Here is a 15531-nt window from a genome sequence, read left to right as displayed (position 1 = left end):
CCCTCGCGAAAATAATCTGGCGCTCGCATGATTGAATTTGGCGCTCCACGGGAATAATCTGGCGCTCGCATGATAGGATTTGGCACTCACGGGAATAATCTGGCGTTCGTATGATGGAATTTGGCGCTCGCGAGAATAATCTGGCGCTCACACATAATTTATCAACCCTCACAAAAAACATATTCTTTGCATTATAAGTCGTGAAAAAATATTCTTTTACTAGGGCATCCTAACATTTGTGCAAACAAACGTTCGTGTGTGTTATACTGACTAAAGAAACTCGATATGGGGATGATGTTGTGGAACACAAATTTCAATTACAATCGGAATTCGAACCTCAAGGTGATCAACCGCAGGCTATTAAAGAGTTAGTCGCAGGTATCGAAAATAATAAAAAGCATCAAACGTTACTCGGTGCTACGGGTACTGGTAAAACATTTACTGTATCAAACGTCATAACTGAAATTAATCGACCGACACTCGTCATTGCACATAACAAGACGTTGGCCGGTCAGCTTTATAGTGAGTTTAAAGAGTTTTTCCCTAATAATGCTGTTGAGTATTTCGTCAGTTATTATGATTATTATCAGCCAGAAGCTTATGTGCCGCATTCGGATACATATATCGAAAAAGATGCGAGCATTAATGATGAAATTGATAAATTGAGGCACTCTGCGACATCGTCATTGTTTGAACGGAATGATGTATTAATTGTTGCGAGTGTTTCATGTATATATGGTTTAGGTTCACCAGAAGACTATAAAGACTTAGTGCTGTCTTTAAGAGTTGGTATGGAAAAGGAGCGCAATCAAGTGTTGCGTGAGCTTGTTGATATTCAATATGCGAGAAATGATATCGACTTTCAGCGTGGTACGTTCCGTGTGCGTGGTGATTCAGTTGAAATTATCCCAGCGTCACGTGAGGAACACTGCATTCGAGTTGAATTTTTCGGTGATGAGATCGACCGTATTCGCGAAGTCGATGCGTTAACAGGTGAAATTTTAGGGGATCGTGACCATGTAGCGATTTTCCCAGCTTCACACTTCGTTACGCGTGAAGAGAAGATGAAGCGCGCGATTAAAAATATCGAAAAAGAGCTTGAAGAGCAACTAGAAAAATTCCACGAAGAAGGAAAACTGCTTGAAGCTCAACGTTTAGAACAGCGCACGAATTATGATTTAGAAATGATGCGCGAGATGGGCTTTTGTTCAGGAATTGAGAACTATTCAAGACATTTAACATTCCGTGAGCCAGGTTCAACGCCTTATACGTTACTTGACTACTTTCCAGACGATTCATTAATGGTTATTGATGAATCACACGTGACGTTGCCGCAAGTTAGAGGGATGTTTAACGGTGACCAAGCGCGTAAACAGACGTTAGTTGATCACGGTTTCCGTCTGCCATCTGCTATGGACAATCGTCCGTTAACATTTGAAGAGTTCGAAAAACATGTTGACCACGCTTTATACGTTTCAGCTACACCTGGTCCTTATGAAAGAGAACATACACCAAAAATGGTAGAACAAATCATTCGTCCGACTGGATTGTTAGACCCAGAAATTGACGTTCGTCCAATAAAAGGTCAGATTGATGATCTCATTGGTGAAATTAATAAACGAATCAAACGCAATGAACGTGTGTTAGTGACGACACTAACGATAAAAATGTCTGAGGATTTAACGAATTATTTACAAGAGATGGGGATTAAAGTAGCTTATCTTCACTCTGAAATTAAGACGTTAGATCGTATACAAATTATTCGCGACCTTCGACTAGGAAAGTATGATGCGCTTGTTGGTATTAACTTGTTGCGTGAAGGACTGGACTTACCAGAAGTGTCGCTTGTAGCCATTTTAGATGCTGACAAAGAAGGTTTCTTACGTTCAGAGCGTTCCTTAATTCAAACAACAGGACGTGCTGCTCGTAACTCAGAAGGGCGCGTCATTATGTATGCGGATAAAATGACCGATTCAATGAAAGTCGCTATTGAAGAGACGAACCGACGTCGTGAAATACAAATGGCCTACAACGAAAAACACGGCATTACGCCAACGACGATTAAGAAAGAAATTCGTGATGTCATTCGAGCGACTTATGAATCCGATGAAGAAACGGATAATCAAGTATCACAATATAAAAACTTATCAAAAGATGAAAAAGCTGAGCTCATTGATCAGTTAGAAACAGAAATGAAACAAGCCGCTAAAGATCTCGACTTTGAAAAAGCAATGGAACTTCGTGATGCGATGCTTGAGTTGAAAGCGGAAGGGTGAAAATAGATGAAGTCAATTACGGTACAAGGAGCTAGAGCACATAATTTAAAAGATATAGATATTAGGGTTCCGAAAAATAAATTAGTCGTTATGACAGGTTTATCTGGCTCAGGTAAATCGTCATTAGCTTTCGATACAATTTATGCTGAGGGGCAAAGACGATACGTTGAGTCGCTATCAGCATACGCTCGCCAATTTTTAGGACAAATGGATAAGCCTGACGTTGATGCGATTGAAGGGCTGTCACCAGCGATTTCAATTGATCAAAAGACGACGAGTAAAAACCCGCGTTCAACTGTTGGAACAGTAACCGAGATTTATGACTATTTGCGTCTATTATTCGCGCGTGTCGGTCGTCCGATTTGTCCGGTTCACGGTGAAGAGATTTCTGCTCAAACGGTTGAACAAATGGTCGATCGCGTCATGGAATTAGAAGAACGCACGAAGTTACAAGTGCTAGCGCCAGTTATTTCAGACCGAAAAGGCGAACATAAAAAGGTCATGGAAAACTTGAAAAAAGAAGGATACGTACGCCTTCGTGTTAATGGTGAAATGCGTGAAGTATCTGAAGACATTGAGCTTCACAAAAATCAGAAGCATACGATCGAAGTCGTCGTCGACCGCATTATCGTTAAAGAAGGGGTTGAAGGTCGATTAAGCGACTCGATCGAAACGGCGTTAAAAATTAGTGATGGTAAAGTCATTATGGACCTAATTGATGGTGATGAAATGTTGTTTAATGAACATCACGCATGTCCGCAATGTGGTTTTACCATTACAGAGCTTGAGCCACGACTGTTTTCTTTTAACAGCCCTTTAGGCGCTTGTAAGACGTGTGATGGGCTAGGCTCCAATTTAGAAGTAGATGTCGATTTAGTGATTCCTGACCGTTCACTAACGCTCAATCAACATGCGATTGCTCCGTGGCAGCCGATTAGTTCTCAATATTACCCACAACTACTTAAAAGTGTGTGTAACCATTACAACATTGACATGGATACACCGGTTAAAGATTTGCCAGAAGAGCAATTAAGTAAAGTGCTGCACGGCAGTGGCGATGAGAAAATCTTATTTAGTTACGAGAATGAACGTGGCCAATTAAGAGAAAACGAGATCTTCTTTGAAGGTGTGTTAAATAACGTTTCGCGCCGTTATCATGAAACGTCATCTAGTTTCATTCGTGAACAGATGGAAAAATATATGGCTCAATCAGCTTGTCCAACTTGTGATGGCTATCGTTTAACAGGTGAAGCGCTTGCCGTTAAAGTTGATGGTAAACATATTAGTCAGGTGACAGAGCTTTCTGTTTCTAATGGGTTAAGTTGGATTAGACAAGTTTCACTGTCTGAAAAAGAAGCAAAGATCGCGACTATGATCGTTAAAGAAATAGAAGACCGTTTAACGTTTTTACAAAATGTTGGTTTAGATTATTTGAATTTATCCCGTTCGGCTGGAACATTATCAGGCGGTGAAGCCCAGAGAATTCGTTTAGCGACTCAAATTGGTTCAGCCCTGACAGGGGTTTTATACGTTTTAGATGAGCCTTCAATTGGTCTGCATCAACGAGACAATGATCGGTTAATTCAAACGTTAAAACGTATGCGTGATCTAGATAATACGTTAATTGTCGTAGAGCATGATGAAGATACGATGTTAGCAGCTGATTGGCTAATTGATATTGGTCCTGGTGCAGGTGCGCAAGGTGGCGAAATTGCAGCTAGTGGCACACCTCAACAAGTGATGGAGCAAGATGATTCATTAACAGGCAAGTACTTAAGTGGAAAGCAGTTCATTCCATTACCTGCAGAGAGAAGGCCAACTCAACCTGACCGTGAACTAGTAATCCGTAAAGCGGAAGAAAACAACTTAAAACAAGTCGACGTTTCCTTACCGCTTGGTGTTATGTCAGTTATTACAGGTGTATCTGGTTCAGGTAAAAGTACATTAATTAACGATATTTTATACAAAACTTTATCGCAAAAATTACACCGTGGAAAAGTAAAACCTGGTCAACACGAAACGGTTGAAGGAATTGATCAGTTAGAAAAAGTGATTGATATTGATCAATCACCAATCGGCCGTACACCTAGGTCGAACCCAGCGACATATACAGGTGTGTTTGATGATATTCGTGACGTATTTGCGCAAACGAGTGAAGCGAAAATGCGTGGTTATAAAAAAGGACGCTTCAGCTTTAACGTGAAAGGCGGTCGCTGTGAAGCTTGCCGTGGTGATGGGATCATTAAAATAGAAATGCACTTCTTACCTGACGTTTACGTGCCTTGCGAAGTTTGTCACGGCAAACGTTATAATCGTGAGACGTTAGAAGTGAAATATAAAGGTAAAAGCATTGCAGAAGTGTTAGAGATGCGCATTGAAGAAGCATTAGACTTTTTCGAAAACATCCCGAAAATTAAACGTAAACTTCAAACCGTTGAAGATGTTGGTTTAGGCTATATTCGGTTAGGGCAACCAGCTACAACATTGTCTGGTGGTGAAGCGCAACGTGTTAAATTAGCCAGTGAACTACACCGTCGTTCTAACGGAAAGTCATTATACATTTTAGATGAACCGACAACAGGCTTGCACGTCGATGATATCGCAAGGTTACTAAAAGTATTACAGCGGTTAGTCGAAAACGGTGATACGGTTTTAATTATTGAACACAACTTAGATGTTATTAAGACAGCTGATTACATTATTGACCTAGGTCCAGAAGGTGGAGAAGGTGGCGGTGAAATTGTCGCTACTGGTACACCAGAGGAAGTTTCTGAAATAGACCAATCATTCACTGGTCAATATTTAAAGCCAATTTTAGAACGCGATCGTAATCGTATGAAGCAACGGCTAGCGACATGAAGGGGGAAGAATAATGAAAGCAATTAAAATGGAAGAAGTTCAACAGCATTTAGATGAATTTGCCAATGAGCCAGTATATATCCATTTAGAGACGACAAATGGTGCTTATGCGAAGCACTTTGATTCAAATGCACATAATGTTGGTGCTTATATTCGTAACGCTCAAATTCAATATGAACGTGGTAAAATAGTCGAATCTGATGGGACTTACCGCGTCGGTTTAAAGACAGATGGATGGGTTTACGCTGAGGGTCTAACCGATTATGAATTAAATGAAGATGGCCAACTTTTATTAGCTGGACACGATCAAGTCGGCCGTCTAATGGTTGCTTTACAAATTAGTCGTAAACCATTCCAAATGTAGGAGGGGAATTAACTATGGTTGATTATTCAAAACATGAACAAGTTGTCGTGATCTATCCGCATCCTGATGATGAGTCGTTCGGAACATCAGGGACAATTATAAATTTTCGCGAAGCAGAAGTTCCCGTCACATACTTGTGTGGCACATTAGGTGAGATGGGCCGTAATATGGGGAGTCCATTTTTCGCAAACCGTGAAACGTTACCGAAAATTCGTAAACAAGAACTCATTGATGCATGCCAAGTGTTAGATATGGACTTAGTCATGCTCGGTTATCGTGATAAAACGTTAGAGTTTGAAGCAAAGGATGAGGTTGCAGACCATTTAAAGAAACATATTGAAAAGTTAGGTGCAACACTCGTTATTACTTTTTACCCACCTTATGCGGTTCACCCAGACCATGATGCAATGGGTGCAGCTGCGTTTGAAGCGGTTCGCAAAATGGATGCAGACAAGCGTCCTGAAGTATGGGCGACGGCTATTTCTAACAATCGTGATGAAATGTTAGGCAAACCTGATATTGTCGTAGACACAGAGCCAGTTTTTGATCGCAAACTTGAAGCGATTAAATCTCACCGCTCTCAAGCAGAAGGTATGTTGAGTAAAATGCGCGAAAGCTCTGATTTTATCGGCGAATACGATAGCGCACTGCAACGCCTACAATACGAAGCCTTTTATAAAGTGGATGTCGATCAAGTGAATTCTTAATAGGTCAGTCTCTAGTAGGAGAACAAAAACGTCTATTTTCGGTCGACTGGTTGATTTCACATTTGATATCTTGGCGTATAATAGCTTTAGGAAACAAATTAGGGGGAAAGCCAATGAGTGAAAAAAGGCGTAAAATACTAAACCTATTAGAAGAAGGTCATATTACAGCAGAAGAGGCTGATGAATTGTTAGAAGCACTTAATTATGAAGAAGAGCATAAAACGAAAGAAAAGTCGACAGAACACAATGATGACAACCCGTTCGCACAAGGGTTAAAAAGTGTCACAGACGGCATTGCTAACTTCATAGATGAGACGGTTAATATGGTAAAGGAAGGTCCGTTTGAGTTTTCGTTTAAACATTCTAATGTGAAGCGGACTTATCACTTTAACGGTGATGCAGTAGAAAGCTTGAGGCTAAACAATAAAAATGGTGCCGTTGAATTTTTAAGATCAAATGATGACAACATTCGAATAGAAGTACGAGGTAAAGTATTTAAAGAAACGGATATTAAGCGGGCTGAGGCTCTATATGATGAAGCGATTGAAACATCGATTAGCGACAATACTTTATCTATTGAACAATTAAGAAAAGATGTAACCGCGAACTTCACCGTCTACTTACCGAAGAAAAAGTATGACCAAGTGACGGTTGAAACGTTTAATGGATCTATTAAAGTCTATACAATGTTTTGTAACTCATCTCATTTATCAACGGTCAACGGTTCAGTCACGTTATTAGATTATCGAGCTGAAACGCTAAGTGTAAGTACACGACACGGTTCGATTAAACTCGATGATGTCGCTATTCGTAAAGCGAAGTTGAAAACAACGACTGGCTCGGTCCACTATGACGGGACAGTTGAACAAATTAATATTGATGTTACGACAGGTAGCGTTCGTACTTATGTCCGCAATTACGACGCGAAGCAAGCTGACTTATCAGTTTCAACTGGTTCCTTGCAGTTATATGTCCCGAAAAGAATGCACATTAACGGAACAGCTAATACTAAAATTAGCTCTGTGAAAGTAGATTTAGTTGACACAAGTGTTGAGCCGTTAGACGATCATGGCTCTAGCAAGTCAATCCAATTTTACAACGTTGAAGAAGGAGATTCGTATTTTGATGTTGATTTATCAACTAAAACGGGTAGTGTAAGAGTAAACAATATTTCATAGAAATCGAGTTAGGAGTTTTATTATGCTAAAAAATTGGTTAATCGCCATAGTCGTAAATGCTGTAGCCATTCTAGCTGTCGCGGCACTATTTGACTCGTTTTACGTAGAAGGTGTCGGTATTGCTATTTTAGCCAGTTTCAAACTATCTATTTTAAATGTGATTGTACGACCGATTCTCGTCTTCTTCACACTCCCGATCACGTTTCTAACGCTAGGGTTGTTCCTATTCGTCATCAACGCGATCACATTAATGATTGCACAATGGATGATTGGCGACGCATTCGTCATCGATGGATTCGGCTGGGCAATCATCGCAGCGATTATAATTTCAATATTAAACGGCTTGCTGCAAAGTTTATTAAAGCAAGTCGTCAAATAAGAGCTTGGGCTAAGCGCCCGGGCTTTTTTTATGCTAATGGCTCATAGAATTGTGAGAATAGCGCATAGAACGGCGATAATGGCTCATAGAGTTGTGAAAACGCCACATAGAACGACAATAATAGCTCATAGAAACTCCTATAAAGCTCATAGAGTACAAAATTCGACAATAATTTCTAACAGAACTTTCAAGCATTTATTAAATCTAATCTTAGTGAGTATGCTAAACTTGTGATATAGTTGACTGTATAATTGTGACATAGGAGGAGATACGGGTGGTGAAAGTCCGTACACAAGACTTAATCGATCGGTTTGAATTGGAACTAGTAGGTGGAAAAGATGGTGTCCACCGAGAAATTGTAACGAGTGATATCTCTAGACCTGGCATGGAAATGGCGGGCTATTTCACGCATTATCCGAAAGAGCGTCTTCAGCTAATGGGACGTACAGAATTATCATTTTTATATGACTTAACTGAACCAGAAGTACGTGACCGTATGGAAAATTTATGTACTGATGTAACACCAGGGATCGTTATTACGAGGGGAATGGAAGTTCCAGCTGCCTTAATTGAAGCAGCAGATGAAGCGGGTGTTCCTGTCATGCGCTCACCTTATAAGACGACACGTGTGATCAGTCGTTTAACTACTTTCTTAGAAACAAAATTTGCCCCGACAACTGCTGTCCACGGTGTTTTAGTTGATATATATGGCGTAGGTGTCTTAATTACAGGTAAAAGCGGGATCGGTAAAAGTGAGACCGCGTTAGAATTGGTCAAGCGTGGTCATCGTTTAGTTGCTGATGATAACGTTGAAATTCGCCAAGAAGACTATGATACTTTAATAGGAAACCCACCTAACTTAATTGAACATTTGTTAGAAATTAGAGGACTAGGCATAATTAATGTCATGACTTTATTCGGTGCAGGTGCTGTTCGTAACTTTAAACGTATTTCACTAGTGGCCCACCTTGAGTCGTGGGACGGTGAAAAGCAGTATGACCGTTTAGGCCTTGATGAAGAAACGATGAAAATTATAGATGTCCATTTACCGAAAGCGACGATCCCAGTAAGACCAGGACGTAACTTATCGGTTATTATCGAAGTGGCAGCAATGAACTTCAGATTAAAGCGTATGGGTGTTAATACTGCAGAAGAATTTTCTGAAAGATTAAATTCAGTAATTGATGTTGATAATACAGAAATAGAATAAGGGGAGTTGAATATGTATCAAGCTTGTGCTTATGAGCCTTATAATCGCGTCTTTATCGAACTAGGTCCATTCCCTGTATATTGGTACGGTTTCCTAATCATGTTAGGAGCACTAATCGGTCTACTTGTTGCGGTCAGAGAAAGTAAAAGGCTGAACTTACATAAAGATTTTTTTACAGACTTATTAGTGTTTGCTCTTCCAGCAGCGATTGTTGGTGCGCGATTGTACTATGTTATTTTCCAATGGGAAAACTACAATTCTTTTATGGATATTATAGACATACGAGAAGGTGGTTTAGCGATCCACGGTGGTTTAATAGCCGCCTTAACAGTTGCTTACTTTTATGCTAAAGCTAAAAAAGTTTCATTTTGGAAAGTGGCTGATATTGCAGCGCCAAGTATTTTAATCGGTCAAATGCTCGGGCGTTGGGGTAACTTCATGAACCAAGAAGCTTATGGCGGACCGATCACTCAATCGATTTACGAAAGTTTTCACCAATATTTACCTAATTGGATTATGCAAAACATGTGTGTCGACGGTGTTATGCACCATCCGACGTTCTTATACGAATCAATGTGGAGTTTACTTGGAATCGCGGTCCTATTATACTTACGCTATAAGGTCAATCCACGTCGCGGTGTCATTTTCTTCAGTTATGTCATTTGGTATTCGTTTGGCCGAATCTTTATTGAAGCTTTACGTACAGATAGCCTATACCTATTCGGTGAAATTCGCGTCGCACAACTGATTTCGATCTTACTAATTGCTGGTGCGTTATTCCTAATGTACTACCGTAAGAAAAACGGTTACGCTGAAGTCCTATATGATGGCACTTCATTAAATAAAGGTAAGTCTAAGAAGAATAATAGTAAAAAGAAGAAGAAGAAAAAGAAATAGAGAGTGAGCGCTGATAAAGTGGATGCGAACGCTGATAAAATGGTCTGAGCGCTGATAAAGTGGTTGCGAACGCTGATAAAGTGGTCTGAGCGCTGATAAAGTGGTTGCGAGCGCTGATAAAATTAGGTGAACGCTGATAAAGTGAATGTGAGCGCTGATAAAATAGGCAGAGCGCTGATAAAGTGGTTGCGAACGCCAATAAAAATACGCGAGCGCCAAAAAAGTGAATGCGAACGCCAATAAAATCACGTGAGCGCCAAAAAGTCACACGCAAACGCCAATAAAATCACGTGTGCGCCAATAAAAATGCGTGAGCGCCAAAAAAAGTGCACCCAAGCGCCAAAAAATCACACGCAAACGCCAAAAAGCGCACCACCCAATCAATCAAACAAAGAAAAAACAAAAAGGGAGTTTTATAATTGGCATCTACTCTGAAAAATGGTCTCCTAAGTGGTCTGTCTGTCACTTGGGCGTTAAGTAAAATCATTTTTCCGATCACTGTCATTGTGATGATGCTTCGTTATACGCCTGTTTTTCCAATCTTCATTAGTTGGTTGGAACCATTTATGAGTTTTCTAGGATTACCAGGGGAAGCGGCTGTACCGCTCGTCCTTGGTAATCTTCTTAACTTATATGCAGGTATTGGAGCTATTGTCAGTTTCGATTTTACAGTGAAGGAAGTTTTCATTTTAGCAATTATGCTATCTTTCTCTCACAACTTAATTATAGAATCAGCTGTAGCTGCCAAAGTTGGAGTGAACTTTTGGATTATTATGGCTGTGCGTGTCTTTCTAGCTATTTTTGCTGCTATGATGATTAATATTTTCTGGCAAGGTGGCGGCGAAATGGCACAGTATGGCTTGATTTCTAATGAAGGGCCTGCGCCTGAAGGATGGTTAGACATTAGCTTAGCAGCAGTCCAAACAGCGTTCTTAAGCATTCTACAGCTAGCGGCAATCGTGATTCCGTTAATGGTTGGAATTCAATGGATGCGTGATAAGAAATGGTTAGATTGGATGTCTAACAAGCTAGCGCCAATGACTAAAGTGATTGGTGTTGAGAAAAACGCATCAATGACATTAGTGGCTGGTTTAACGATTGGTCTTGCTTACGGTGCGGGTCTTATGATTCAAGCTGTTAAAGAAGACGGTGTGTCGAAAAAAGATATGTATCTCGTTCTCATATTTTTAGTAACCTGTCACGCCGTAATTGAAGACACACTCGTCTTTATCCCGCTAGGCATTCCAGTCTGGCCGCTGTTACTCATTCGACTCGTTTCAGCCATACTACTAACCGCACTCGTTGCTTATATTTGGAACCGAATCGAGAAGAATAAAAAACTAGAAGCAGAAAGAGAGGATGTACCGACATGACGATCAAAACATTGTTATTTGATTTAGACGGCACATTAATTGATTCAAATGAATTAATCGTTGCCTCATTTCAACATACGTTTAAAGAACACCTTGGAAAAGACTACACGAAAGAAGAGATTTTACCTTTTATCGGACCACCGCTACAAGATACGATGAACAAGCTTGACGAAGAGCAGACCGAACAAATGATGAAAACGTACCGTGAACACAATGCACTTCATCATGATGCTTACATCGAAATGTATGATGGTGTTTATGAAACGATTAAATCATTGCATGAATCTGGCTATCCTATGGCGATTGTTACGACAAAAATTGAACAAACTGCTCGTAAAGGGTTAGAACTGACGGGGCTAGATGAGTTTTTCGATGTTGTCATTGGTTTAGACCATGTGAGCCAAGCAAAACCGGACCCAGAGCCTGTTCTTAAAGGTATGCATGCATTAAATGGTACACTTGAAACAACTCTTATGGTCGGCGACAATTCTCATGACATTCATGCTGGTCAAAATGCCGGGACGAAAACGGCAGCAGTTGGTTGGTCGGCAAAAGGTAGAGATTATATGGAGTCGTTAAATCCAGACTATGTATTAAACCATATGTCTGACTTAATTGATATTATTAAGGAGTGATCGGATGCGGAAAACGACGCGTTACCCGGTTACAAAATCAAATTCGCTCTGGCAAATTTATAAAACCGTACCGTTATTAAAAGTGTGTAAAAATTTCATCGTCATTCAGTTAGGCCGTTATTCACCTTCACTGAAGTTGAAAAATTGGCTTTATCGCACATTTTTAAAAATGAAAATCGATGACGAAACAGCACTAGCGCTCATGGTCATGCCTGATGTCATGTTCCCTGAGAAAATATCAATCGGTAAAAATAGTATCGTGGGCTATAATACGACGCTTTTAGCCCACGAATATTTAATCGAAGAGTATCGCTTAGGTGATGTGATCATTGGTGATGAAGTCATGATCGGTGCGAATACGACGATTTTACCTGGTGTAACCATTGGTGATGGTGCGATTGTTTCAGCAGCAACGTTAGTCCATGAAGATGTGCCAGCAGGAGCTTTCGTTGGTGGTAATCCGATGCGCGTAATTTATACGAAAGAAGAACGCGAAGGAAAAATGCGTACACAATCTCGCCTTGAATCAGAAGGGAGCAACCGAGATGTTACATAACCAACGCATTTTACCAGCTGTTAAACAAATGAAAGACTATGATAAGTTGTTAGAAAGTGATACAGAAGTCATCGTCCTACTAGAAACGAGAATTTCGTCGTTAAAATCAATGGTGAAGTACGCTAAACGCGCTAATAAAAAAGTGATCGTTCACGCTGATCTAATTCAAGGATTAAAAACAGATAACTACGGAATGGAATATCTCGGACAAGATGTGAAACCAGATGGGATTATTTCAACACGCACGAACGTTATTCAACTAGCTAAAAAGTATAAATTAACAGCGATCCAACGAATGTTTTTAATTGATAGTCAAGCCATTGAACACAATTTGAATTTAATTGAACAAACAAAGCCAGACTTTGTAGAAGTGTTACCTGGTGTTATGCCTCATGTCATCTCAGATATTAAATCAACTCTCGATGAACATAACATTAAAATTATTGCCGGTGGCTTAATTCGAACGCAGCAAGATGTCGATGAGGCGATTCAGGCTGGAGCGACAGCAATTTCAACTTCACTAAAAGAGCTTTGGGATTTCAACTTAGCTTAATTCATTGACAGCGTTTACAGCATTTGATAAATTTATAGACAAGTTAATAGTGTCGTGGCGGAGTTTAGGAGATCCACATGTGTTTAAACTACAAACCTTTTTGGGTGTAGTTTAAGTACGTGTGGATTTTTTTATGTTTTAAGCTCCCCACTGTCTATGTTTCAAATTTTTGTAATAAAGGAATAACATCAGGAGGAGAAACGATGACAGAATTTATGGGTGAAGTGATTGGCACGATGATTTTGATCATTTTCGGTGCCGGTGTCGTTGGTGGCGTCGTATTGAAAAAGTCAAAGGCAGAAGGCTCCGGCTGGGTTGTCATTACAATTGCTTGGGGAATTGCTGTTACGATGGGTGTTTATGCTGTTGGTCAAATTAGTGACGCTCACTTAAATCCTGCAGTAACTTTAGGGCTTGCAACAGCAGGAGATTTCCCATGGAATGAAGTACCTTTATACATAGTGGCGCAAATGATTGGAGCGATTATTGGAGCAATCGTCGTCTTCTTCCATTACCTCCCACATTGGGGTGCAACTGACGACCAAGGAGCAAAGCTAGCTGTTTTTGCGACAGATCCAGCCATACGCAGTCCTTTGTCAAATTTAGTAAGTGAAATGATTGGTACATTCATGCTCGTTATGGGATTATTGTTTATAGGAGCAAACGAATTTACAGAAGGGTTAAACCCCGTTATTGTCGGACTACTAATCGTTGTAATTGGTATGTCACTTGGTGGAACGACGGGTTATGCGATTAACCCAGCACGTGACCTTGGACCGAGATTGGCGCATACTTTCTTGCCGATTCCTAAGAAAGGCTCATCTGACTGGGGCTATGCTTGGGTTCCGTTGTTTGGGCCGCTTTTAGGTGGAGCCTATGGTGGAGCTTTTTACATGGCGATTTTTAAAGAACAGTTTTCATTAACATTTTGGTTACTATCATTGTTAATCATCGCAATTTTTTATTCAGCAGCGAAAATTGAGGTTAAAAAAGCTCAATTAGAATACTAATTTAACAAGTCTTTTTTTAGGGGGAACTGGAAAATGGAAAAATACGTACTATCTCTAGATCAAGGAACGACGAGCTCTCGAGCGATTCTATTCAACCATAGTGGGGAAATTGTCGAGGTGGCACAGCAAGAATTCAAACAATACTTCCCAGAACCAGGTTCAGTGGAGCATGATGCGAATGAGATTTGGACATCTGTACAACATTGTATGACAGAGGTGTTGCGCAAAGCAGATGTTGAAGCTTCACAAGTCGTGAGCATCGGAATTACGAACCAGCGCGAAACGACTGTCGTTTGGGATCGTGCAACAGGTAAACCTGTATATAAAGCGATTGTGTGGCAATCACGTCAGACAGAAGATATTTGCCACGAGTTAAAACAACAAGGGCTAGAAGAGACATTTAGACAAAAGACAGGACTGCTTTTAGATCCATATTTCTCAGGGACGAAAGTGAAATGGATTTTAGATCATGTAGAAGGTGTCCGTGAGCGTGCTGAAAATGGTGAGTTAATGTTTGGCACAATCGATACTTGGTTAATTTATAAATTAACAGGTGGTGACGTTCATGTTACAGATTACTCCAATGCGTCACGCACGTTAATGTACAACATTCACGAACTGAAGTGGGATGATGAACTATTAGACTACTTAACTGTTCCAAAAGCAATGTTACCCGAAGTAAGAGACTCTTCAGAAGTGTACGGCCATACAGTTGATTACCACTTCCAAGGGGAAAATGTGCCGATCGGTGGAGCATGTGGCGACCAACAAGCTGCATTATTCGGTCAAGCTTGTTTTGAAAAAGGCATGGCGAAAAATACATACGGCACAGGTTGCTTTATGTTAATGAATACTGGTGATGAAGCGGTTGCTTCAGAACACGGCTTACTAACGACGCTAGCATGGGGTGTTGATGGTAAAGTTCACTATGCACTTGAAGGTAGCATTTTCGTTGCTGGTTCAGCGATTCAATGGTTGCGTGATGGACTACATTTAATCGAAACAGCAGCAGAAACTGAAGATCTTGCACTACAAGTCAATACGACAGACGGAGTATATGTTGTACCAGCATTCGTTGGCTTAGGTACACCCTATTGGGATAGCCAAGCTCGCGGTGCCGTATTCGGATTAACGCGCGGTTCTGAAAAAGAACATCTCGTACGCGCAACTTTAGAATCTTTAGCTTATCAGACGAAAGATGTTGTCCATGCAATGGTAGAAGATGCAGGACTAGAACTTAAAAAATTACGCGTTGACGGTGGCGCGGTGAGAAATAACTTCTTAATGCAATTCCAAAGCGACATGCTTGATGTCGAAGTCGAACGCCCAGTAGTGAACGAAACGACAGCTTTAGGAGCGGCTTATTTAGCTGGTTTAGCAGTAGGTTTTTGGAATAGTAAAAATGATATAGCTAATCAATGGAATGTCGAGACAACATTCCAACCAGAAATGGATGAAGAACAACGCAACAATCAATATGATGGATGGAAACGAGCTGTAAAGGCAACACAAGCTTTTACATCGTAAGGATTAG

14 protein-coding genes are annotated in these 15531 nt (G+C 40.4%); all 14 read left to right on the top strand.

The window, feature by feature from the left end; translation table 11 throughout:
* Window positions 1–299: 299 nt before the first annotated feature.
* The 14 genes from uvrB (at window position 300) to glpK (ending at window position 15524) form a co-directional block, all read left to right on the top strand.
* Complete coding sequence (uvrB, locus tag AHA02nite_RS12710) at window positions 300–2276, top strand: excinuclease ABC subunit UvrB (RefSeq protein WP_146817890.1); 1977 nt, start codon at window positions 300–302, stop codon at window positions 2274–2276.
* Between the two features lie 6 nt (window positions 2277–2282).
* Window positions 2283–5135, top strand: a complete 2853-nt coding sequence (gene uvrA / locus AHA02nite_RS12705; protein ID WP_146817887.1) for an excinuclease ABC subunit UvrA — start codon at window positions 2283–2285, stop codon at window positions 5133–5135.
* Between the two features lie 13 nt (window positions 5136–5148).
* Complete coding sequence (locus AHA02nite_RS12700; RefSeq protein WP_146817885.1) at window positions 5149–5499, top strand: YojF family protein; 351 nt, start codon at window positions 5149–5151, stop codon at window positions 5497–5499.
* A gap of 14 nt (window positions 5500–5513) precedes the next feature.
* On the top strand, window positions 5514–6206 hold the full coding sequence (gene bshB2 / locus AHA02nite_RS12695; RefSeq protein ID WP_146817884.1) for a bacillithiol biosynthesis deacetylase BshB2: 693 nt from the start codon (window positions 5514–5516) through the stop codon (window positions 6204–6206).
* A 113-nt stretch (window positions 6207–6319) separates the two neighbouring features.
* On the top strand, window positions 6320–7384 hold the full coding sequence (locus AHA02nite_RS12690) for a DUF4097 family beta strand repeat-containing protein (protein WP_146817881.1): 1065 nt from the start codon (window positions 6320–6322) through the stop codon (window positions 7382–7384).
* 22 nt (window positions 7385–7406) lie between these two features.
* Complete coding sequence (locus AHA02nite_RS12685) at window positions 7407–7763, top strand: phage holin family protein (RefSeq protein ID WP_146817879.1); 357 nt, start codon at window positions 7407–7409, stop codon at window positions 7761–7763.
* Between the two features lie 274 nt (window positions 7764–8037).
* Entirely contained in the window at window positions 8038–8973 is a 936-nt protein-coding gene (gene hprK / locus AHA02nite_RS12680; protein ID WP_146817876.1) for an HPr(Ser) kinase/phosphatase, read from the top strand.
* 12 nt (window positions 8974–8985) lie between these two features.
* Window positions 8986–9870, top strand: coding sequence for a prolipoprotein diacylglyceryl transferase (lgt, locus tag AHA02nite_RS12675; RefSeq protein ID WP_146817875.1), 885 nt, complete (start codon window positions 8986–8988; stop codon window positions 9868–9870).
* 419 nt (window positions 9871–10289) lie between these two features.
* The gene (locus AHA02nite_RS12670; RefSeq protein WP_146817872.1) at window positions 10290–11243 is read left to right on the top strand and encodes a nucleoside recognition domain-containing protein; all 954 of its coding nucleotides are present in this window, start codon (window positions 10290–10292) and stop codon (window positions 11241–11243) included.
* Window positions 11240–11878, top strand: coding sequence for a pyrophosphatase PpaX (gene ppaX, locus AHA02nite_RS12665; protein ID WP_146817870.1), 639 nt, complete (start codon window positions 11240–11242; stop codon window positions 11876–11878). The genes AHA02nite_RS12670 and ppaX overlap by 4 nt, the downstream gene beginning before the upstream one ends.
* A 4-nt stretch (window positions 11879–11882) precedes the next feature.
* Complete coding sequence (locus tag AHA02nite_RS12660) at window positions 11883–12434, top strand: acyltransferase (protein WP_146817867.1); 552 nt, start codon at window positions 11883–11885, stop codon at window positions 12432–12434.
* On the top strand, window positions 12424–12987 hold the full coding sequence (locus AHA02nite_RS12655) for a glycerol-3-phosphate responsive antiterminator (RefSeq protein WP_146817865.1): 564 nt from the start codon (window positions 12424–12426) through the stop codon (window positions 12985–12987). Before AHA02nite_RS12660 ends, AHA02nite_RS12655 begins: the two co-directional genes overlap by 11 nt.
* A gap of 203 nt (window positions 12988–13190) precedes the next feature.
* Window positions 13191–13997, top strand: coding sequence for an MIP/aquaporin family protein (locus AHA02nite_RS12650; protein WP_146817863.1), 807 nt, complete (start codon window positions 13191–13193; stop codon window positions 13995–13997).
* Window positions 13998–14030: 33 nt separating this feature from the next.
* On the top strand, window positions 14031–15524 hold the full coding sequence (glpK, locus tag AHA02nite_RS12645) for a glycerol kinase GlpK (protein ID WP_146817860.1): 1494 nt from the start codon (window positions 14031–14033) through the stop codon (window positions 15522–15524).
* The last annotated feature ends 7 nt before the right edge of the window (window positions 15525–15531 follow it).

This window comes from Alkalibacillus haloalkaliphilus, assembly GCF_007991275.1.
Classification (GTDB): Bacteria; Bacillota; Bacilli; order Bacillales; family Alkalibacillaceae; genus Alkalibacillus; species Alkalibacillus haloalkaliphilus.
This window is presented reverse-complemented; position numbering and strand designations above follow the sequence as displayed.

Coding starts and splice junctions, on each gene's coding strand:
- AHA02nite_RS12660 (WP_146817867.1), top strand. CDS start 11,883: ATGCGGAAAACGACGCGTTACCCGGTTACAAAATCAAATTCGCTCTGG.
- lgt (WP_146817875.1), top strand. CDS start 8,986: ATGTATCAAGCTTGTGCTTATGAGCCTTATAATCGCGTCTTTATCGAA.
- AHA02nite_RS12650 (WP_146817863.1), top strand. CDS start 13,191: ATGACAGAATTTATGGGTGAAGTGATTGGCACGATGATTTTGATCATT.
- AHA02nite_RS12700 (WP_146817885.1), top strand. CDS start 5,149: ATGAAAGCAATTAAAATGGAAGAAGTTCAACAGCATTTAGATGAATTT.
- AHA02nite_RS12690 (WP_146817881.1), top strand. CDS start 6,320: ATGAGTGAAAAAAGGCGTAAAATACTAAACCTATTAGAAGAAGGTCAT.
- uvrA (WP_146817887.1), top strand. CDS start 2,283: ATGAAGTCAATTACGGTACAAGGAGCTAGAGCACATAATTTAAAAGAT.
- glpK (WP_146817860.1), top strand. CDS start 14,031: ATGGAAAAATACGTACTATCTCTAGATCAAGGAACGACGAGCTCTCGA.
- AHA02nite_RS12655 (WP_146817865.1), top strand. CDS start 12,424: ATGTTACATAACCAACGCATTTTACCAGCTGTTAAACAAATGAAAGAC.
- bshB2 (WP_146817884.1), top strand. CDS start 5,514: ATGGTTGATTATTCAAAACATGAACAAGTTGTCGTGATCTATCCGCAT.
- AHA02nite_RS12685 (WP_146817879.1), top strand. CDS start 7,407: ATGCTAAAAAATTGGTTAATCGCCATAGTCGTAAATGCTGTAGCCATT.
- ppaX (WP_146817870.1), top strand. CDS start 11,240: ATGACGATCAAAACATTGTTATTTGATTTAGACGGCACATTAATTGAT.